Origin of the sequence: Micromonospora violae, from assembly GCF_004217135.1 — a bacterium.
GTDB lineage: Bacteria > Actinomycetota > Actinomycetes > Mycobacteriales > Micromonosporaceae > Micromonospora > Micromonospora violae.
This window is the reverse complement of the sequence record NZ_SHKK01000001.1, coordinates 2,515,587-2,536,237: the sequence shown is the minus strand read 5'-3', so window position 1 is coordinate 2,536,237 and position 20,651 is coordinate 2,515,587. Positions and strand designations below refer to the sequence as shown.

The following is a 20,651-nucleotide window of genomic DNA, read 5'->3' as shown; positions in this document are numbered from 1 at the left end:
GCCGCGCGGATAGCGACCCCTTCGGTCTGGTGGCTAGCGTGCGAGCACCGCGCGCGGTCAGGGCCGGCGCGGTGCTCGGCAGGGGTTCGCGTCCTACGGAGGAGACCATGAGGATTGCCGTCGTTGGTGCCGGATTTGCCGGTGTGAGCGCAGCGAAGGTGCTGCGGCAGAGCGGATTCGACGTCACCGTGTTCGAACGGGCACCGGACGTCGGTGGGGTGTGGAGTCGGACCCGGCGTTACCCGGGCCTGCACACCCAGAACGACAAGGGCACCTACCACCTCTCCGACCTGCCGATGCCCGCCCACTACCCGCAGTGGCCGTCCGGCGAGCAGGTCCAGCAGTACCTGGAGAGCTATGTGGAGAAGTTCGGGCTGGCCAGCACGCTGCGCCTGGGCACGGAGGTCGCCTCCGCCGAACTCGTCAACGACGAGACCGGGTGGTTGGTCGCGTCCCGGCCGGCGGGCGCCCAGGACCCACTGACGGTGGAGCGGTACGACCACCTGGTCGTCGCCAACGGCATCTTCTCCGACCCCCTCGTCCCGTCCTTCGAGGGGCACGCGAGCTTCGCCGCCGCCGGCGGGCGGGTACTGGCGACGGGGGAGTTCCACGACATCGAGACGGCCCGAGGCAAGAACGTCCTCGTGGTCGGGTACGGCAAATCGTCCTGCGATGTGGCCGTCCCGGTGAGTGAGGTCGCCACCCAGACCCACGTGGTGGCGCGCGAACTGCTCTGGAAGATGCCCCGCAAGCTCGGTGGTGCGCTCAACTACAAGTACCTGCTGCTCACCCGGATGGGGGAGGCGCTCTTCCGCTACCTGCACCTGAAGGGCTTCGAGCGGTTCCTGCACGGCCCGGGCAACGGTCTGCGCCAACGCATGGTCGACAGCGTCGGCTCGGTCGCGACCCGCCAGTTCAAGTTGCGCGAACTGGGTCTCGTGCCCGCCGGCAGCTTCCAGGACATCGCCCGCAGCACGGTCAGCCTCGCCACCGAGGGGTTCTTCGAGCGGGCCACCGACGGCCGCATCACCGTGCACCGGGACCAGGTGATCACCGAGCTGCTGGTCGACGGTGGCCGGCCCGCCGCGCGCCTGGCCGACGGCACGGTGCTCGCCGCCGACCTGGTGATCTGTGGCACCGGCTTCCGCCAGCACGTGCCGTTCTTCGACGACGCGCTGCACGCCCGGCTCCAGGACGAGGCCGGCAACTTCATGCTCTACCGGCAGATCCTGCCGGTCGGCGTACCGCGGCTGACGTTCGCCGGCTACAACTCGTCGTTCTTCAGCCCGCTCAGCGCGGAGATGGCGGCGGTCTGGACGGCCGCGTACCTGCGCGGTGGGATCACCCTGCCGACCGAGGGTCGGATGCGTGACGAGGTACGCGCCCGGCTGGCCTGGATGACCGCGCGGACCAACGGGCGGCACGCGCGCGGCACGAACATCATCCCGTTCTCGATGCACAACATCGACGAGGTGCTCGACGAGCTCCGGCTCAACGTCGGCCCGCTGACCCGGGCTCGGCAGTGGCTGCTCCCCGTCGCCCCGGGCTCGTACCGCAGGGTGACGGCACAGATGATCAGGCGTACCGCCGACCCGGTATCCGCCATCAACGACGACGACCCGATGAAACTGGATAAAGTGCGCAGATAGGGGACTGGTCGGTGAGGGGGCTCGGGGGCGATGGCAGCGGAACAGGATCACCACGTCGCAGTGCCCGTGCCGGCGGCCCTGGCCGGCTGAGCAGTCTCGCCGTCCGTGCTGAGGCGCACCGAGTTCTTCCGTGGGCTCGGGGACAGCAAGAGCCCACCCTCGGCGACCGTCCTGGAACTGCTCTTCGACATCGTCTACGTCTTCGCGCTCGCCCGCCTCGCCGGGCGGGTCGCGGACGACCTGACCATCGTTCGGGAGACGCTGCTCTCCGAGGCGGGCCAGACCGTCCTGTTCTTCACCGCAATGTGGATGATCTGGTCGCTCAGCGCTCTGCTGGCCAGCACCTACGACCCTCGACGCCCCGATCTGCAGGCCATCCTGCTGGCGACGATGTTCGGCACGCTGGTGCTGGCTGTCAGCCTGCCGCAGGCCTTCGGTCAACGTGGCGTGATCTTCGCCTGCACCTACGTCGTCATCCAGGTTGGCCGACCGCTCTTCCTGTCGTTCGCCCTGCGCGGCCACCCGGTGCACGTGTTCGCACTCCGGGTGCTGACCTGGCACCTGGCGTCCGGCGTGCTCTGGATCAGTGGCGGCATCAGTGGTGGTCTCGGTCGAGGCATCTTCTGGACCATCGCTCTCGGCATCGAGATGATCGGCGCCGCCACCACCTACCCCCTGCCCCGACTGGGCCCGAGACAGATCGACAGACTGGGGGTCACCGTCTCGCAGGAGCACCTCGCCGAGCGGTTCAACCAGTTCTTCATGATCGCTCTCGCCGAGGTGGTGCTCGAGGCCGGTGCGGCGGTCAGCTTCCCGGGCTTCTCGACCGCGGGAACCATCACCCTCGTCGCCTCGTTCGTGGCGGTCGTCTCGTTCTGGCGGATCTACTTCTACCACGTCAGAACCGGCCGCGCCTCGTCCCCGAGTGGGGAGGGGATCATGTTGTCGCGGTGGGCGAGCTACAGCCTGCTGCTGATCGTCGGTGGCATCATCTGCACCGCCGTCGGCTTCGGGCAGGTCATCGAGGATCCGCACCCGCCGGTCGACTGGGCTCTGGTGGCCATCCTCTTCGGCGGGCCGGTGCTGTTCCTCATCGGGCGCAGCTCCCTGGAGAAGGCGAGCCGGACCGCGCCACGCTGCCGGGTGCTGTACCTCGGCGCGGTGGCGTTGATCGTGGCGGCCCCGGTGATGGTGCTACTCCCGCCGGTCGCCGTGGCGGCCGCCGTGGCCGTGATCCTGGCCGGCATCACGATGTTCGACCAGCGAGCCCACCGGCAAGCCCACCAGCGTGGATTGGAGGCCAACCCCACGCTGTGACCCATCATTGCCAGCCGGCGACCACCGCGCGTATGGTCGTCGGGCACGCCGTCGAGCTGGAGGGAGGTCAGAACAATGTCCGATGTTCTGCGCCCCCTCCGCGCTCCGGCGTCCGCGCGGATCTGACCCGGGGCGCTCGCTTCCCGGAGGACCAACCCATGACTGATCTGGTCATTCGTCCGCTCGTCGCGGGCGAGGAAAACCTGTTCGACTGCATGCCCGATCCGCTGCCCCAACTGCGTCAGGTCGCGTACGCCGACGGGGTCGCCGGCGGCGGCTACCGGCCCGAGAACACCTGGGTCGCGTTGCGCGCCGGCCGGTTGGTGGCCCGGGCCGCCTGGCTCCTCCCGCCGGGCGCTGTCGGTGCCCCCTGGCTGGACCGGTTCGATCTCGACGCCGAGCCGGAGGTGGGCGCCGAGTTGCTGCACGCCGCCCACGAGGCGCTGGGCGGTCCCGGTCTGTACTACGCCGCTCTGCCGGCGCACTGGCGTCGCCGGCCCGAGGTGTTGGCCGTGGTGCGGGCACCCATGGCGGCCGCCCGGCTGGCCGGGCTGGTCGAGCGGGGAGAGCGGCTCCGCTGCTCCTGGGCGGGCACCCCGCTGCCGGCGTCCGCCGGGCGGTACGACTTCCGTCCACCCGTCGACGCGGCGGAGATCAACGCCCTGGTCGCCCGGATCGCCGCCCCGGACGTGCTGACCGGCGTCGAGATCGCCCGGGTGGTCGGCGGCGTCGACCTCGCCACCGACCCGCTGGCCTGGTTGGGCGACGCCACCGAGGAGTGGCGCATCGCCCTGGCGGCCGGCGACCCGGTCGGGCTGGTCGGCACGGCCGGCGACGCCTGCTACCCGCTGCTCGCCTATCTCGGCCTGCTCGACGAGGCGGCCCGGCCCGAGCTGCTGGCCGAGGCGGTCCGGGTGCTGGCCGCCGGCGGAGCCCGCGAGGTCATCGCCGACGTGGAGTCCCACCGGGTGGCGGTGCTGGCGGAGTTGGAACGGACCGGCTTTCGACAGTTGCGTTCCAGGGTCACCTTCGCGCCACCGAACAGCCAGGAATAGCTGACCGGGTGCGCCCGGTCACCCGGGCGCACCCCGTACGCCAGCGCCGACCCCGGCCCCTGCCAGCATCTGACCATGCCGGAGATCATCGAGCTTGTCGTCGGCGGGTTGGCGCTGGTCGCGGCGGCGGTCGCCGGGCTCTATCTCTGGCCGGTGGGCCGCCGAGGGCTACCGGTCGCGGCGGCCCGACCGCTCGACTTCGACACCGCCACCCGCGCCGCCGAGGCCGTCATCGCCGCCGAGGCGGCCGACCCGCAGGTCCGGCCGGAGTCGCGCAGCCGCCTCCTGAGCCACGGCTCCCGGACCGGCAGGGCCGTGCTGCTGCTACACGGGTACACCCTCGCGCCCGAGCAGTACGCCGGGTTGGCCGAGGAGTTCTTCGACCGCGGGTACAACGTCTGGATTCCCCGGGCCCCCCAGCACGGGACCGCCGACCGGCGGGCCCACCACCGGGTCCAGGCCGGTGAGCTGACGACGTACGCCGCGCAGGGGTGGGCCGTCGCGGCGGCCCTGGGAGACGAGGTCGGCATCGTGGGCATCTCCGGCGGCGCCGTGCTGGCCGCCTGGCTGGCCCAGGTGCCCGGCACCGTCGTACGGCATCTGCTGTTGCTGTCGCCCTTCTTCGGCCCGAACCCGCGACAGGCGCCGGCCTACGCGATCAGGCCGCTCATCCTGCTGTACGGGCGGCGCATCCTCCGCGACCGTGTCACGTCGCGGGGGTACTCCCTCGCCGCCGTCGCCCAGTACCTGACGATCGCCCGTACCCTGCCGAGTCGGCCCCGGCGCAGCGGTCTGCGGACCGCGGCGGTCGCGGTCAGTCCGCTCGACGGTGTGGTGGACCTCAGGGCGGCGGTCCAGGTGCCACGCCGGATCGCCGACGCGAACGCGATACCGCTGCGGGTGTGCACCCTGCCGGAGGAGTTGGGCATCGAACACAACACCCTCAACCTCGCGGCCCTCGGCACCGATGGCGACCAGTGGCGCCGGCGGTACGTCGCCCTCTACGAGGGGGAGACGGTGTCGGCGAGCGACGCGCCGACACCGTCGTAGCCGCTACCTGCCGGGCTCGATGACGGCGTTGAACACCGGAGGCGCATAGCCCGCCGGCTTGTCGCCGATGCCGAGTCCGGGGCTCACCACCCAGGACTGGTACTGCGGGGTGAACATCGGATAGGGCAGCCCGAGCCGCGGTGCGCTGGCCTCGTCGAGCCGGCGTCGAGCGTCGGCCGGGATCTCGAAGTCGAGCGCGCTGATGTTGCTGGCGAGCTGTTCGGGGCTGCTCGCCCCGATGATCACCGAGGCGACGGCGGGCTGGGTGGCCACCCAGTTGATCGCGACCTGCGCCATGCTGTGCCCCAACTCGGTGGCGACGCTCTCCAGCGCCTCGATGACCGTCCAGTCGGTGGGGCTGATCTCCCGGCCCGCGGCCTCCGGGTTCGTCAACCGGCCGGTCCCGCTCATGCCGCCACCGGTCCGCCGGTACTTGCCGCTGAGCAGGCCGCCACCGATCGGGCTCCACGCGGTGAGTCCCATCCCCAGGGTCTGGGCCATCGTCACGTACTCCGCCTCGATGTCCCGGCTGACCAGGGAGTACGGCAGCTGTACGTTGATCATCGGGGCCAGCCCGTGCGTTTCGGCGTAGCTCTGCGCCCGGGCGGCGTACCAGGCCGGTACGTCGGAGAGCCCGGCGTACCGGATCTTGCCGGCGCGCACCAGGTCGTCGAAGGTGTGCACGACCTCTTCGACCGGGGTGATCCGGTCCCAGGTGTGCAGCAGGTACAGATCGATGTAGTCGGTGTCGAGCCGGCGCAGCGACGCCTCCACGGCCCGCATGATGTGCTTACGACCGTTGCCGCTGGCGTTCGGGTCGGACGGGTCGACGGTGTTGGTGGCCTTGCTGGTGAGCACGAGCCGCTCGCGTACGCCGGCCCGCTTGATCAGCCGGCCGAGGATCTTCTCGCTCTCGCCGGCGGTGTAGAAGTCCGCCGTGTCGATGAAGTTCCCACCCGCTTCCAGGTACTGCCGGAAGATCGGCTCGGCTTCCTCCTCAATCTTGCCGTACGCGGCGTGGAACCCGTCCACGCCGAAGTTCATGGTGCCCAGCGCCAGCCGGCTCACCCGCAGGCCGGAGCGCCCGAGCAGGTAGTAGTGGTTCATCGTGGTGTCCTCCCGATCGCGCGTCGGCCCGGGCGGACCGCGCGTTCCCGACCTTTGCTCGCCAAAAATGGACCCACAAGTCCAAAACCGTGGGTAGTGTTGGACCCGCAGGTCCAGCACAGGAGGTGCGATGACACGGGCGTTGACCCGCAAGGGCGCGGCGACCCGGGCGCGGATCGTCGCCGGCGCGGCCGCCGAGATCCGCGAACGCGGCGTCGACGAGGTACGCCTCGAGGACGTGATGGCCCACACCGGCACCAGCAAGGGGCAGCTCTTCCACTACTTCCCGGACGGGAAGGAGGGGCTGCTGCTCGCGGTCGCCCAACACGAGGCCGACCAGGTGCTCATCGACCAGGAACCGATGCTCAGCAACCTGACGTCCTGGCCGGTCTGGCTCGCCTGGCGCGACCGACTGATCGAGCGCTACCTCGCCCAGGGGGTTAAGTGCCCGCTCAACGGTCTGCTCGGCCAGACCGGCCGGCGGGCGCCCGGCGCGCAGGCGATCGTGACCGGGCTCATGTGGCGCTGGCAGAAGGCGATCACCGAGGGCATCCGGAGCATGCAGTCCACCGGCGACATCGCCCCGGACGTCGACGCCGACCGCGCCGCCGCGGCGCTACTCGCCGGCATCCAGGGCGGCGTGCTGCTGCTGCTCTCCACCGGAAAGATCGACCATCTGGAAGCCGTCCTCGACCTCACCATCGACTCGCTGCGGGCAGGTGCCCAAACCGCCTGATCGCGTCAGGACCCGCCCGCCCGGTCGGCCGACACGCCCGAGCCCTCCCGCCAGCGGTGATCAAGAGGTTTGCGTCATCCCGCTCGGCGGGTCGTGACGCAAACCTCTTGATCACGCGGGTGGGGGGTGGGGGGGTGGGGGCAGCTTGTTGAGGCGGGCGAGGTTGGCGGTGGCGTTGCGGGCCACGGCGGCAGCGAGCGCGACGGTCGCCGGCTGGACTCCGTTCTGCTGCTCCGAGGCGGCGATTCGGACCGACTGCGTCAGGTGCGCCCGCAGGTGCCCGGCGAGCAGACGGTGAAGCGGCGCACCGCTGGCCCCCCGCAGCGCCGCCAACTGCTCGGCGGTGACCATGCCCGGCATGTCGTGTCCCTCGTGCGGATTGGTTGTTGGCGCGCCAGCCTCGGCCAGTAGCCGGTGGGCCCGGTCCAGGTCCGCGCGCTGGGTGGCCGCGACCCGGGCGGCCGTTGCCCGCCAGGCCGGGTCGGTGGTGCGTGCCGGCACCAGATCGAGTACGGGCAGCAGACGTTCGGCCATGGCGGCCGTCAGTTGCAGCCAGGCGATGTCGGTCGGGTTGAACGACCCCGCCGTACCCGGCGGTGTCGGCGCGGCCGTCGCCGGTGGCGCGGTCGCCGGTGGTGTGGCGGTGCGGGCCGCGTCCCGTGATCCGGCGCCGCAGCCGGCGACCAGCAGCACGACGACGAGCAGGGTGCGGGCTGTGGCCTGACGCATCCGACTCCCTTCCGCCCGGGGCGGCGGGCCCGTGACCGGACCCGCCGCCTGTGCGTCTGTCGCTCAGATCGGCCGACCGTCGTGACCGCACTTGATGACGGGACGGATGCAGTCCTGGACCCGACGGGCCAGCTCGGCCACCGGCCAGGCGTTGAAGAAGTCGCCGTGCATTGTGTAGCCCGGCCCGGAGGCCAGCCGGAACCGTGACGGATCGCCGGTGACCGGGTACCGCAGCACCTGGCGCAACTTCGGCACGGGCACCGGGTGAGTGCTGGGGCAGGCCTGGTTCACCGGGTACGCCAGGTGACTCTTGTGATCCGGCGAGTCGAGGTCCCGACCGTTCCAACACTGCGGGAAGTCCAGGTACGACTCCAACATCGTGCCGGACGGGCAGTTGACGAAGTCCTTCGACGGTGGCACGTGCCCGGCGTGCAGGCACGACCAGCGGGCGATGCTGTCGTTCGGCCCGGTGGCCTTCGCGTTGCCGGCGACGAGTCGCAGCCCCTGCGGAAACGGTTGGGTGTTCGCGACGACGTCGGCGCGTACGCCCTCACCCAGGTAGTAGAACGTGGCGATCGCCGGTTCCACCGCGACGTTGTCCCGGTACAGGGTCGGCACCCAGTACGACGAGACGTCCACCTGGGGATTGCAGGTGGTGGGGGAGCTGACCAGGTCGGGGAGGGTGGTGTTGGCGTTCGTCACCGTGCTGCCGAAGAAGCTGTGCATGTGCGAGGCCCCGGGCAGCCCGGGGAAGATGATCGGGTCGTCCGGCAGCCGGTGGCTGTAGGTGCAGTCGGCGGGGAACTCGGCGACCCGGATGACGTTGACGCCGAAGTCGGCGGCGGCTTCTCCGGGGGTGGCGGTGGCTCCTCCGGGGGCGGCGTCGGCCCGGTCGGTGGCGGAGACCAGGTACGTGCCGAGTAGCACCAGCAGACCGCCGATCGCCGTGGCGAGGCGCAGTCGGCGGGGGATGCGGGAGAGGGGTGCGGCCCTGTCCATCGTGACTCCTGTCGGGGGACGGGTCAGGGACAGCTCCGGCGCCGCCGCCGAAGACAGCGGAGTCTGTCCTGGCCAGACTGGTGGTGGCCGGTTGGGGCCATCGCGAGAGAGCGCTCTCAGTAGGTCAAGCGTCACCCCGATGTCGAAACTTGTCAATACGTGCCGCAATTGGTGGACATGACGCCGACGAAGGGACCGGCCCTGTGGTGGGTGACGACGAAGGGGCCGGGCCCCGGTGGGTGGCGACGAGGGAACCGGGCCCCGGTGGTGGGTTGAGCCCCTTGGCCGGCCGGCGGGGGACGCTTCGCGGCCAGCGCCGCCGCGCCGGCAGATCGGTTACGTGCCCGCCTCGCGACCACCCCTTGCGACCACCCCTCGCGACCACCCCGCAGAACGCGGGCTCGACCCCCGGCACCTTTGTTCGGCCCTTTGGAGCTGATGTCGTGAACGAATCACCCGCGCGGCTCGTCGCTCGTCGGCCATGGCTGATTCGCCTACGACATCAGCTCCAAAGGGCCCGTGACTCGGTCCGTGGGGGTGGGTCCGTGGCTCGGTCAGCGCGGTGGTCCCGGGCGGCGGGGCGGCGGCCTGGCGGAGCGGCCTGGCGGGGCGGTTTGGTGTGGCGGCTGGCGGCTGGCGGTGGGCTGGTCAGCTCGACTTGGTTCGTGTGGGCCGCGTGGGCAGTGACCCGGTCATGCCGAAGGGCCGGGCCCCGGTGGTGGGGTCCGGCCCTTTCGGTTGGTGTGTGGTGGTGCGGTTGTCAGCTGGTGGCGTAGCCGCGGGTGGCGATCCAGTCGGCGAGGTGTTCGACGCTGATCTGGTAGGCGGCCTGGTTGGGGTCGGCGGAGTCGGCGATGGTGACGGTGTTGCCGTTGTCGTGGTAGCCGACGACGCTGATGTAGTGCCCGCCTTCGTAGGAGTGGTTGACGCCGTTGGTGTCGGTGCTGGTGCCGGCGATGTTCGCGACCACGGCCCGCCCGTCGTCCACGGTGCGGACGATGTCGGTGCGCAGTTGGTCGGTCTGCTTCGCGTCGGCGTCCGGGGAGCTGATCTCGACGGAGTGGTAGGCGTCCGCCTTGCCGGTTTCCTTGTTCAGTACGGGGGTGATGTCGTTGATGGAGTTGGTGCCGGCCTCGGTGGTGCCCATCTCCTTGGCCATGTCGTCAACGTTGATGTCCTTGCCCTGCACGGACAGGGCGTTACGGGTCGCGGCGGGGCCGCAGTAGTAGAAGTTCGGTTGGGCTTCGTAGCGCACGCCCAGCTGACGCTCACCGTGACCCTTGCGGTCGGTCTGGGTCTGGGTGGTCGGCTTGGCGTCCGACATGGCGTAGGCGGCGGTGACGGGGCCGGCGATGGCGCCGCCGGTGAACGCGAGACCAGCAGCGGTCAGGGCGGTCTTACGGATCAGATCGGTACGCATGATGGCGTGCTCCTCTGCATCGGGGGATGCCCACACGAGGTCGGGGGTGTTGTCGTGCGGGGGGAAGTTCACGGCAACGCCGGCGATCCGCAGGGACCTGCTCGGGCGTCGCAGGGGATGTAACCGGGGCGGCCGGCCGGGTGTTCCCGGCGGCTGCCGCACCGGGCCGGGGGCCACGGTGATCTGCCAGGTATAACGACCCCGCCCGGCCGGCGATTCCACGCTGAGGGTGGCCCCGACCACCGGACAGCACCGCCGAAACCGGACAGCAGGCCCAGCTGACCCCGTGGCGAACCGAACATTCGGCCATCGCTGGGCCTTCGGCCTGATCCGGGGTGCAACCGGCGATCGGGGACGGGTGTCAGCCTTCGCGGCCGGGGAGCATCGCCAGGGCCTTCGAGCGCTGCGCGACGAGATCGTCGTATGTGCCGTCACGCTCGGCCCAACGGTGCATGAGAACACCCTTCACCAGGATCTCGTGCGGGGTGGGATTCGCCGAGAGCAGGTGCATGACCTCGGTGGCGAAGTCGTCGAGTGGCAGCGCGTGCGGGTTCACCTTCTCCTGGCCCGCGGTGGCGACGGCCGGGGGAACGAGCTCGACGACGCCGACCCCGGTGCCGTCGAGCTGCGCGCGCAGCGCCTCGGTGTAGGCGTGCACCGCGGCCTTGGAGGCGGCGTAGCTCGGCATGGGCGGAAACGGCAGGAAGGCGATGCCGGAGGTGACGGTGATGAAGGTGCCGGCGCCCCGACGAACCAGGTGCGGGGTGAAGGCGTCGATGACCCGGATGGTGCCGAGCAGGTTGGTGTCGATCGTCGCCTGCGCCGCCCCGAAGTGCTCCGGGTCGCGCAGGTCCTCCAGGAGCATGACACCCGACATCGTCACCACCGTGTCCAGCTCGGGGTAACGGGCCAGCACGGCATCCCGAACAGAGGCGACAGAGGCACCATCGGTGACGTCGATGCTGAACGTGCCGAAACCTTCCCCGGCGAGCTCCGAGAGTGCCTCGGGGCTGCGGCCGCCAACGGCCACGGTGCTGCCCGCCGCGGCGAACCGCCGGGCCAGCTCCCGCCCGATACCCGAGGTTCCGCCGACGATGAGAACGGTGCGGTTGGAGAGATCCACGAGATCTTCCCTTCAATTCAGAGGGCGCCGACGGTTGAATTCGCGGCGCAAACAGTGCTGCTCGCTGTCCTTCGAACAGGGCAACCACAGTCTTGACGCAGCTGGCTGGATGTGGCAGGGCCCCCGTTTGACCAGGTCCTACCAGGGCCCCTCTGCGGCACGCGCACCGCATTACGGTGGTGAACATGAGGGATGAGGAACCGGGCGACGGCCACCGGCTGGGTAGCTACCTTCGTGCCCGGCGCGAGTTGGTCTCACCGGCGCAGGTGGGCCTCCCGACCGGCGGTAAGCGCCGCGTGCCCGGCCTGCGACGTGAGGAAGTCGCCCTGCTCGCCGGCATCAGCCCCGACTACTACCTGCGCCTGGAGCGGGGCCGGGACAAGAACCCCTCACCACAGGTCCTCGAATCACTCGCGCGCGTCCTGCAACTCGATGACATCGAGCGGACGTATCTGCTCGACCTCGCCGCGGCGCGCCCCAGGGCGCCGCGCCGCAAACGGTCCGAGCACGTACCGGCGCGGGTCTACGAACTGCTCGCCCACCTGCAGATCCCCGCGTTCGTCGAAGGACGCGCGTTCGACGTGCTGGCTTCCAACCCGATGGCCGTCGCGCTGTCCCCGCGCCTGCGGCCGGGTCAGAACCGGCTTCGTTCGCTCCTGCTTGATCCCGAGGAACAAGCCTTCCACCAGGACTGGACGAAGGCCACCGCCGACTTCATCGCCACCCTCCGCACCACCATCGGCGACGACATCGACAACCCTCGGTTCGTCGAGCTGGTCGGAGAACTCGCCCTGTCCAGTCAACGGTTTCGCACCCTGTGGGCGCGGCACGATGTCCGCAGTCTCGACGGCGGCACGACCACGGTCCACCATCCCGTCGTCGGTGAACTGCGCCTGCACCGGGACAAACTCCCCATCGGCGACGTCATCCTCGTCGTCTACTACCCGGACAAGGACAGCGACAGCGACGAGAAGCTGCGGCTCCTGGCGGCACTCGCACAAACCGAGACCGCCGCCGGCCACGCACCGGTGGGGCAGCCCGACGCGTCGTCGGACCGCCCCACCCGTTCGCAGCGCTGATCAGAAGCCGAGTACGGCCCGCCCGCCGACCACCGGCAGTCGCAGCTCGCTGTCGTTCGGCGCGACCCGCAGTTCGGTGCCGCCCAACGGCAGCAGGGTGTACTCCTGGTCGCTGGAGAAGACGACCACGCCGATCCGGTGCCCAGCCGGGAAGACGTAGTCCTTCGGCTCCATGGTCCACCGGTAGTCGTACAGCTTGCCCTGCTTGACCGGTTCGGTGCGCGCGGCGCTCTTACGGTTCTGCGGGTCCATCCAGCCTCGCGTCACCACGGTCGGGGCGGCGGTCGAGCCGGCCGGGCCGTAGTCGACGAGGTACGCGGTGAGGTTCGCGTCCGGCTTGTTGTCGATCGCCATCCGCAGCCGCATCTCGGGCCGCCCGGAGATGCGCACGCTCCGCGTCAGCTCGGGGGAACGGTAGGCGAGCCGGTTGGCGCTGGCGGTGTCCGGGTTGGACACCAGGGTGTCCGGGTGGATGGTCCGGCCCTCGTCGACGAAGCTCTGCTCCACCTTGCCCTTGGGGGGCTTGCCGGTGGTGAGCGCGCCCGGCGTGGTGGCGTCGGTGGCCGCGAAGCGCAGGCCGACCTCCCGGGCGGCCGGGTCGGGCCAGTTGGCGTACGTGGTGTAGGCGCGGTCCTCGCGCTGGAGCACCGCCGTCGGCTCGTCCATGATGCCGTTGCGCACGTTCCACAGCCAGAAGTCGAACCAGCGGTTCTCGGTCTGCTTGTACGTCCACGTCCGGCCGTCCGGCAGGGTCACCGATGCGGTGTTGCCGGGGCCGCCGTGCCCGCCCTGGTGCAGCCAGATCTTGCGCGGTACGTCGCGCTTGGCGAGCTGGTCCCACCAGCCGGCGAAGTGCTCGGTCTTCACGTTCCAGTCGTTGAGGCCGTGGACGACGAAGACGCTGGCCTTGACGTCGCGGGCGTCGAGGTAGTCACGGTCCTGCCAGAACGTCGAGTAGTCGCCGGTGACCCGGTCCTGCTTCGCGGTGATGTCCGCGAGCTCGTCGGCGCAGGGCCCCTCGGCGCGTGCCTGCCCGGCGGTGTACTGGGCCAGGATGTCGAGGTCCTCGCCCTGGAACGTCCCGGGCGCGACGACCAGGCCGTTGGCCCGGTAGTAGTCGTACCAGCTGCTGATCGCGGAGACCGGGACGATGGTCTTGAGCCCCTTGACGCCGGTGGTGGCCACCTGGTTGGGCAGCGTCCCGTTGTAGGAGACACCGGTCATGCCGACCGCGCCGGTGCTCCAGCCGGCGGCGACCGGGGCGCCGTTCGCGTCGTACCCCTTCGCCCGGCCGTTGAGCCAGTCGATGACCGCCTTGGTGCCGAGCGTTTCGGCCTGGTCGCCGCTGGTCGGGCAGCCGTCCGAGTCGCCGGTGCCGACGCTCTGGCCGAGCACCACCGCGTACCCACGGGGCACGTAGTAGTCGTCCAGCGAGCCGGGCAGGTTGGCCTTCGCCTGGGCCCGCTGTGCGCCGGCGTCGAGTGCGCGACGGCCGGAGCGGTCGGTCAGGCCGTTCTGCGGCAGGTCGTCGACGAGCACGCTCGGGTACGGCACGTCACCCCAGGTGCCCTTGCGGTACGGGCTGTGCTCGAAGATGACCGGCACCTTGAAGCCCTGCGTGGCGGTCTCCCGGGGGCGGGAGATGTCGATCGCCACCCGGTCGGGTCGACCGTCGTGGTCGGTGTCCACCGGGGTCTGGACGAACACCCGCTCCTCGATCGCGTCGGCGAGCGAGAACACCGGTTGGGTCATGCCGTCGCTGACCACGATGCCGGTGGGCGTGGTGGGCGAGGGCGGAGCCGCAGCCGCTGGTGGGGCTGCGCTGAGGACCAGGGCGCCGGCTACGCCGACGCTCAGGAGTGCCGGATGACGGGGTCGACGCATGCGCGTCTCCCTTCGGTTGGGCTGGTTGCCGGGGGTCGGCAGGGGTCGATCTCGAAGATCCATTCGTCGACATGCTAGGTCGACGGCGGCGTCCCGTCGATCCCTTCGGATGTCCATGGTGGCCGGTCAGGGAGTCGGTGGCGTCACCGCGATGATCAGGTGGGCGGGCTGGTCGCTGGCGTTGCGGTAAAGGTGTGCCAGGCGGGAGTCGAAGGTGACCGACTCGCCGGCGGTGAGGGTGTACGACTCGCCGCCGATTTCGGCGACGACCGCGCCGGTGATGACGATCGCGCATTCGGTCGACGGGTGCGCCCACGGCTCCGCCGAGCTGGCGTCGCCGGGCGCGAGGTGGGCTTGGAGCACCTCCAGGTCGCCACGGCCGGGGGTGAGTCGTTCGTAGGTGATCTGGCCGGGTGGTGCGGCCAGCCTGGTCCGCGCGCCGACGCGGCTGACGTGCACGGGTGGCGCCTCGGGCTCGGAGAACAGCTCCGCGATCGAGGTGTCGAAGACCTGGGCGAGTTTCCGCAGGGTGGACAGGCTGGGGTCGGTCGCGCCGTTCTCGATCTGGCTGAGCAGGGCGGGGGACACGTCGGCGGCTGTGGCGAGCTGACGCAGCGTGAGGGAGTGCTGCTGACGCAGGTCGCGGAGTCGGTCACCGAGCATGGGTCCTCGTTCCAGAACAGTGTGGCTGAATCTTGATTGACCAAACTATACGGCCCTGTTTAGGATCACTAAACATCAGGCGGCAATGTTCGAAGTAAGTGAACATGCCGTGGAAGGCGTAGGCCGGACGCCTCACCGTCCGGCCTACATCCAACCCCGATACGACTCCCCCGAGAAGCCCGCGACACCGTCATCGCATCGGCCCGGCCGCTGCGTGGCGTCGCCCGCCGGGCGTCGACACCCCGCGGATCCCGCCCGGCGGGCCGCGCGATACGAAGGTAGGAACAGCATGTCGGTGTCCCGCCGCCGGCTCCTCGCCGGAGCGTCCGCTCTGGCGACGCTGGCCGTCCTCTCCGTCAGCGCCTGTAGCGCGGGCGGCAGTGGTGGAAACGCGAACGGTGCGGCCAAGACCCTCACCGTGAACACCTCGTTCGTGCTCAAGACCCTCGACCCCGGCCGGGTCTACGAGGCAACCGGCCTGACCGCCGTGCACGCCCTCTACGACACCCTGCTCACCTTCAAGGGTTCGGACGTGAGCAAGCCGGTCCCCGCGCTGGCCGAGTCGTACCAGGCGTCGGCGGACGCCACCACGTTCACCTTCAAGCTCCGCCAGGGCGTCACGTTCGCCGACGGCAGCCCGCTCACGGCCGACGACGTCGTCTTCTCGCTCAACCGCCTGAAGAACATCAAGGCCAGCCCCGCGGTCACCGTCAGCGGCCTGACCGTGACCAAGACCGACGACAGCACCGTGGTGGTCACCTCGGCCGCCCCCGATCCGAACATCCCGGTGGTGCTGTCGATGCCGTCGACCGCGGTGCTCAACTCCAAGGTCGCCAAGGAGCACGGCGCCCGCGACGGCGCCGACGCCGCCCAGGGCGACACCGCCCAGCAGTACCTGGACACGAACTCCGTCGGCAGTGGGCCGTACGTGCTGAAGTCCTACGACCCCTCGTCGCAGGTGGTGCTGGAGGCGAACCCGACGTACTGGGGCCCGAAACCGCAGTTCTCCCGGGTGGTGCTGCGCAACATGGATGTGCAGACCCAGAAGCTGACCATGCAGCGGGCCGAGGCCGCCGAGATCTCCCTCGACATCTCCGGCAAGCTCCTCGACGGACTGTCCGGCAGCCTGCAAACCTCCGGCGTGCAGGACACCGTCTACTTCCTCTTCCTCAACGCCGACCCGGGCGTCTCGGCGGTCACCGCGAACCCGAAGTTCAACCAGGCCCTGCGTGCCGCCATCGACTACCAGGGGATCGCCGCCCTGTACGGCAAGGGCGCCGCCCCCGGCGCCGGGCTGGTCGCGCCCGCCTTCCCGGGCGCGCTGCCGGCCGGCGAGGAGTCCAAGCGGGACGTGGCCAGGGCCAAGGCGCTGCTCGCCGAGGGCGGCCTGACCAACCCGACGGTGAAGTTCACCTACCCGGCCATCACCTACAAGGGTGTCGACCTCGGCACGGTGGCCACCAAGGTGCAGGGCGACGCCGCCGAGGCCGGCATCAAGCTGGAGCTGAACCCGCAGCCGCTGACCACCTTCCTCGACGAGATGCGCGGCGGGAAGTCACCCCTCGGATTCACCCCGCAGAGCCTGAACTACCCGGTCGCCGACTCGCTGATCAACAACATGGCGCCGGGGCAGGCGACCGCGCTGCGCTCCGGTTGGACGGTCGAGCGGGCCGACCCGGCCGTCGTGGCCGCCGGCAAGAAGGTCACCGCGACGCTCGACCTGGCCGGGCGGGCCACCGCCATGCAGGAGTGGCAGCGCCTGATGAACGCGTCCTCGCCGTACCTCGTGCTGGCCAGCAACTCCTCCATCGTCGTGGCGACCGCCGACCTGACCGGGGCGGACTACACCGCCGCCGGTTGGCAGGTGGACGTCGCCGCGGTCGGCCGCAAGTAGTCGGCGACCACATGACGACAGTCCACGACGGTGAGCCGGGCGCGGTCGCCACGACCGCGTCCCGGCCCCGGGGTGCCCACCCGCTGCTGACCTTCCTGGCCAAGCGGGTGGCCGTCACCGCCGGCCTGCTGCTGGGCGTCACGGTGGTGACGTTCGGTCTGGTCAACGTGGTCCCCGGTGACCCGGTGACCGCCAACCTCTCCGACCAGGCGCTCAACGACCCCGCCGCGGTGGCCGCGTTCCGCGAGAAGTGGGGCCTGGACCAGCCGCTCTGGGCCCAGTACCTGCACTACCTGGGCAACCTGCTGCATGGCGACCTGGGCCACTCCCAGCAGACCAGCCGAGCCGTCCTGGACGACCTGCTGCACTACGTGCCGGCGACCCTGGAGCTGGCCCTTCCGAGCATGGTGCTGGCGTTGCTCATCGGCACCGGGATCGGCATGCTCGCGGCGGTCCGTAACGGCCGGCTCACCGACCAGCTCGTCCGGGTCGGTGCCCTGCTCGGGCTCTCCACCCCGCCGTTCTGGCTGTCCCTGGTGGTGCTCTACGTCTTCTTCTACCAGTTGGGGCTGGCGCCCAGCGGCGGGCGGCTCTCCACCGACTTCAGCCCGCCACCCACCGTCACCGGCATGTACACGGTCGACGGTGCGTTGGCCGGGCAGTGGGATCTCGCCTGGGACGCCGCCCAGCACCTGTCCCTTCCGGTGCTCGTGCTGACCTCGCTGACCGTGGCGATGCTGGTCCGGTTCGTCCGCTCGGCGATGCTCGAGGTGCTCCAGCAGGACTACATCCGGGCCGCGTACGCCAAGGGTCTGCCGACCCGGGTGGTGCTGCGCCGGCACCTGCTGCGCGCCGGCCTCGTCCCGGTGGTCACCGTCTCCGGCCTGGCGTTCGCCTCGCTGCTGTCCGGGACGGTGCTGGTCGAGAGCATCTTCGGCTGGCCCGGCGTCGGCCAGTACGCGTACCGCAGCGCCACGGCGCTGGACCTGCCCGCGATCCTCGGCGTCAGCCTGTTCGTGGCGCTGGTCTACACGCTGGTCAACCTGACCGTCGACCTGCTGTACGGGCTCATCGATCCGAGGATCCGGTTGTCATGACGGCACTTGCAGACCCGAAGGCGCAGCGGGCCCTGGGCCGACGCCGTTGGCTCGGCCGACTGCGCGGCGGCTCGGCCGGCAGACCGGTCTGGCGTCAACCGATCACCGTGGCGGCGTTGACCATCCTCGGTGGATGGTTGCTGCTGGCGTTGCTCGCCGACGTTCTCGCACCGTACGACCCGTTGGCGCAGAGCCCCGACGCGTACGCGTCGCCCTCCGGGGCGCACTGGTTCGGCACCGACTCCCTCGGTCGGGACATCCTCAGCCGGGTCGTGCACGGTGCCCGCCTGTCCATCCCGCTGGCCCTGGCCATCGTCGCGCTGGCCCTGCTGGTCGGCGGGCTGCTCGGGCTGGTCGCCGGATACGTCGGCCGGTTCGTCGACGAGGCGCTGATGCGCCTGACCGACCTGGTGTTCGCGTTCCCGCAGATCATCCTGGCCATGGCGGTGACGGCGGCGTTCGGCCCGAACACCCGCAACGCGGTGCTGGCCCTGGTCATCGTCTCCTGGCCGGTCTACGCCCGGGTGATCCGCAGCGCCGTGCTGAGCATGCGCGGCGACGACTACCTCAACGCCGCCCGCCTGCTCGGCGTCGGGCCGATCCGCGCGTTGCGCCGCGACGTGCTGCCCAACAGCATCGGCCCGGCGATCGTGCTGGCCACCCTGGAGTTGGGCAACGCGGTGCTGCTGCTCGCCGCGCTGTCGTTCCTCGGTCTGGGCCCCCGCCCGCCGGCCGCCGAGTGGGGCTCGATGGTGGCCCTCGGCGCGCAGGACCTGTCGATGTGGTGGGTCAGCGTGTTTCCCGGCCTGGCCATTCTGACCGTGGTGATGGCGTTCAACGTGCTCGGCGACGCGCTGCGTGACCGGCTCGACCCCCGCTACTCGAAGGGACGCTGAGGTGGCACCGCTGCTCGACGTCGACTCCCTGGCCGTCACCCTGCCCTCACCGCGTGGCCCGCTGCCGATCCTGCACGACGTGTCGTTGACCGTCGACGAGGGCGAACTGGTCGGTATCGCGGGGGAGAGCGGCTGCGGCAAGAGCCTCACCGCGCAGACCCTGCTCGGGCTGCTGCCCCCGGGTGCGACGGTCACCGGTTCGGCCCGGTACGCCGGCACCGAGCTGCTGAGCCTGGACTCCCGGGGCTGGCAGCGGGTGCGCGGCGCCGGCATCGCGATGGTGTTCCAGGACCCGAGCGCCGCGCTGCACCCGATGCTCACCGTCGGCCGGCAGCTCACCGAACACATGCGGGTGCACCTGCGGATGGACCGCCGAGCCGCCGACCGGCGCGCGGTGGAGCTGCTCGATCAGGTCCGCATTCCGGACCCGGAGCGGGCGCTGCGCGCGTACCCGCACCAGTTCTCCGGCGGGATGCGGCAACGGGTGGCCATCGCCATCGCCCTGGCCGCCCGGCCCCGACTGCTGATCGCCGACGAACCGACGACCGCCCTCGACGTCACCGTGCAGGCCGGCATCCTCGCCCTGCTGGAACGACTGCGCGCCGAGACCGGGTTGGCCGTCGCGTTCATCACCCACGACCTCGGCGTGCTCAGCGCCCTCACCACCCGTGGGTACATCTTCTACGCCGGGCGGGTCGTCGAGACCGGGCCGACGGGAGCGCTGCTCACCGCACCCACACACCCGTACACGGCCGCGTTGCTCGGCGCCCGACCGCACGGCACCCAGACCGGTGGCACGTTGCGGCCCATCCCGGGCGCTCCGCCGGCACCCGGCGAGGCACCGCCGGGCTGCCCGTTCCAACCCCGGTGCGGGTACGCCGAACCGTCCTGCGGCACCGCCCCACCCCCGCTCACCCCCGCCGGTACGGACCGGTCGGTGGCCTGTGTGGTCCGTCCGCACCTGGAGGTGGCCGCATGACCGCGAGCGCGCCGGCACGGCTCTCCTTCACCGACGTCGAGGTCGAGTACCGCTCCCGCGGACGCGGTCGGGTACGGGCGGTCGCCGGGGTCAGCCTGGAGGTGTCGCCCGGTCAGATCGTCGGGTTGGTCGGCGAGTCCGGGTGCGGCAAGTCCTCGTTGGCCCGCGTCGCGGTCGGTCTCAGCGCACCGAGCGCCGGCACCGTCCGGTACGCCGACCGGCCGGTCACCCCGCTGGGTTGGCGGCCCCGCTCCGGCGCCGAGGTCGCCCTCCAGATGGTCTTCCAGAATCCGTACGCCTCGCTGAACCCCCGGCGCACCATCGGCTCCCAACTCCTCGACGGCGTGCCGGCGGCGGTCACCGGGGCGGCCCGCCGGGCCCGGGTGCACGAGCTGCTCGACCGGGTGGCCATGCCGGCCAGCGCCGCCCAGCGGTACCCGCACCAGTTCTCCGGCGGTCAGCGTCAGCGCCTGGCGATCGCCCGCGCGCTCGCCCCGGAACCCCGGATGATCATCGCGGACGAACCGGTCACCGCGTTGGACGCCTCGTCCCAGGCCCAGGTGGTCAACCTGCTCGTCGGGCTGGTGCGCGACCTCGACATGGGCATGCTCTTCATCTCCCACGACCTGGCGCTGGTGCACGAGATCGCCGACGTGACCGCCGTGATGTACCTGGGTCGGATCGTCGAGGCGGCACCCACCCGTGAGCTGTGGCGCGAGCCCCGGCACCCGTACACCCGGGCGCTGATCGACGCGGTGCCGCAGATCGGGCCCACCCCACGCCTGCCCGCCATCCTCGCCGGGGAGGTGCCCGACCCGGCCAACGCGCCCACCGGGTGCCGTTTCCGGCCGCGCTGCCCGCACGCGTTCGCGCGCTGCGGGGACCAGCCGCCCACCGTCGACCTGGGCGGCCGCAGCGTCGCCTGCTGGCTCACCGACTCCGCCACGGCCCCGACCGTGGCGCGCTCACGCTGA

General features: G+C 70.9%; 18 protein-coding genes. 11 read left to right on the top strand and 7 right to left on the bottom strand.

Translation table 11 applies throughout. The annotated features are described in order from the left end of the window. The first annotated feature begins 107 nt into the window (after window positions 1-107). The 4 genes from EV382_RS11440 (at window position 108) to EV382_RS11425 (ending at window position 5,071) form a co-directional block, all read left to right on the top strand. Complete coding sequence (locus tag EV382_RS11440; RefSeq protein WP_130401546.1) at window positions 108-1,649, top strand: flavin-containing monooxygenase; 1,542 nt, start codon at window positions 108-110, stop codon at window positions 1,647-1,649. 105 nt (window positions 1,650-1,754) lie between these two features. After that, on the top strand, window positions 1,755-2,966 hold the full coding sequence (locus EV382_RS11435; protein ID WP_130401545.1) for a low temperature requirement protein A: 1,212 nt from the start codon (window positions 1,755-1,757) through the stop codon (window positions 2,964-2,966). 158 nt (window positions 2,967-3,124) lie between these two features. Continuing rightward, a complete protein-coding gene (locus tag EV382_RS11430; RefSeq protein WP_130401544.1) occupies window positions 3,125-4,021 on the top strand; it encodes an acetyltransferase in 897 nt (298 codons plus the stop codon). A gap of 75 nt (window positions 4,022-4,096) precedes the next feature. Continuing rightward, window positions 4,097-5,071: an alpha/beta hydrolase gene (locus EV382_RS11425; protein ID WP_130401543.1), complete on the top strand. Its 975-nt coding sequence runs from the start codon at window positions 4,097-4,099 to the stop codon at window positions 5,069-5,071. Window positions 5,072-5,074: 3 nt separating this feature from the next. Here the strand turns inward: EV382_RS11425 and EV382_RS11420 are convergent, their stop codons facing one another. Continuing rightward, window positions 5,075-6,178: an aldo/keto reductase gene (locus tag EV382_RS11420; RefSeq protein ID WP_130401542.1), complete on the bottom strand. Its 1,104-nt coding sequence runs from the start codon at window positions 6,176-6,178 to the stop codon at window positions 5,075-5,077. A gap of 130 nt (window positions 6,179-6,308) precedes the next feature. Here EV382_RS11420 and EV382_RS11415 point away from each other — a divergent pair, with 130 nt between their 5' ends. Beyond that, window positions 6,309-6,914: a TetR/AcrR family transcriptional regulator gene (locus tag EV382_RS11415; protein ID WP_130401541.1), complete on the top strand. Its 606-nt coding sequence runs from the start codon at window positions 6,309-6,311 to the stop codon at window positions 6,912-6,914. Window positions 6,915-7,025: 111 nt separating this feature from the next. On the opposite strand, the gene EV382_RS11410 is transcribed toward EV382_RS11415, so the two are convergent. From EV382_RS11410 to EV382_RS11395, 4 genes are all read right to left on the bottom strand, one after another. Continuing rightward, window positions 7,026-7,643 (bottom strand): DUF305 domain-containing protein, encoded by a 618-nt coding sequence (locus EV382_RS11410; RefSeq protein WP_130401540.1) that lies wholly within the window; start codon window positions 7,641-7,643, stop codon window positions 7,026-7,028. 63 nt (window positions 7,644-7,706) lie between these two features. Further along, complete coding sequence (locus EV382_RS11405; RefSeq protein WP_130401539.1) at window positions 7,707-8,642, bottom strand: DUF1996 domain-containing protein; 936 nt, start codon at window positions 8,640-8,642, stop codon at window positions 7,707-7,709. A 760-nt stretch (window positions 8,643-9,402) separates the two neighbouring features. Beyond that, window positions 9,403-10,062, bottom strand: coding sequence for a C39 family peptidase (locus EV382_RS11400; protein WP_130401538.1), 660 nt, complete (start codon window positions 10,060-10,062; stop codon window positions 9,403-9,405). A 361-nt stretch (window positions 10,063-10,423) separates the two neighbouring features. After that, a complete protein-coding gene (locus EV382_RS11395; RefSeq protein WP_130401537.1) occupies window positions 10,424-11,185 on the bottom strand; it encodes an SDR family oxidoreductase in 762 nt (253 codons plus the stop codon). Window positions 11,186-11,370: 185 nt separating this feature from the next. Here EV382_RS11395 and EV382_RS11390 point away from each other — a divergent pair, with 185 nt between their 5' ends. Continuing rightward, window positions 11,371-12,264, top strand: coding sequence for a helix-turn-helix transcriptional regulator (locus EV382_RS11390; protein WP_130401536.1), 894 nt, complete (start codon window positions 11,371-11,373; stop codon window positions 12,262-12,264). On the opposite strand, the gene EV382_RS11385 is transcribed toward EV382_RS11390, so the two are convergent. Both EV382_RS11385 and EV382_RS11380 read right to left on the bottom strand, forming a co-directional pair. Further along, on the bottom strand, window positions 12,265-14,148 hold the full coding sequence (locus EV382_RS11385) for a Xaa-Pro dipeptidyl-peptidase (protein WP_130401535.1): 1,884 nt from the start codon (window positions 14,146-14,148) through the stop codon (window positions 12,265-12,267). 126 nt (window positions 14,149-14,274) lie between these two features. Beyond that, window positions 14,275-14,811, bottom strand: a complete 537-nt coding sequence (locus EV382_RS11380) for a helix-turn-helix domain-containing protein (protein ID WP_130401534.1) — start codon at window positions 14,809-14,811, stop codon at window positions 14,275-14,277. A 289-nt stretch (window positions 14,812-15,100) separates the two neighbouring features. On the opposite strand from EV382_RS11380, the gene EV382_RS11375 reads away from it, so the two are divergent. Genes EV382_RS11375 through EV382_RS11355 form a run of 5 tightly spaced genes read left to right on the top strand, consistent with a single transcriptional unit; the run spans window position 15,101 to window position 20,651 of the window. Then, the gene (locus EV382_RS11375; RefSeq protein WP_130401533.1) at window positions 15,101-16,705 is read left to right on the top strand and encodes an ABC transporter substrate-binding protein; all 1,605 of its coding nucleotides are present in this window, start codon (window positions 15,101-15,103) and stop codon (window positions 16,703-16,705) included. 11 nt (window positions 16,706-16,716) lie between these two features. Beyond that, window positions 16,717-17,802: an ABC transporter permease gene (locus EV382_RS11370; protein ID WP_208758373.1), complete on the top strand. Its 1,086-nt coding sequence runs from the start codon at window positions 16,717-16,719 to the stop codon at window positions 17,800-17,802. Beyond that, on the top strand, window positions 17,799-18,698 hold the full coding sequence (locus EV382_RS11365) for an ABC transporter permease (protein ID WP_130401532.1): 900 nt from the start codon (window positions 17,799-17,801) through the stop codon (window positions 18,696-18,698). Before EV382_RS11370 ends, EV382_RS11365 begins: the two co-directional genes overlap by 4 nt. 1 nt (window position 18,699) lies before the next feature. Beyond that, window positions 18,700-19,677 carry an ABC transporter ATP-binding protein gene (locus EV382_RS11360; protein WP_130401531.1) on the top strand — a complete coding sequence of 326 codons (978 nt, stop codon included), beginning with the start codon at window positions 18,700-18,702 and terminating at the stop codon, window positions 19,675-19,677. Then, window positions 19,674-20,651, top strand: a complete 978-nt coding sequence (locus EV382_RS11355) for an ABC transporter ATP-binding protein (RefSeq protein WP_130401530.1) — start codon at window positions 19,674-19,676, stop codon at window positions 20,649-20,651. Before EV382_RS11360 ends, EV382_RS11355 begins: the two co-directional genes overlap by 4 nt.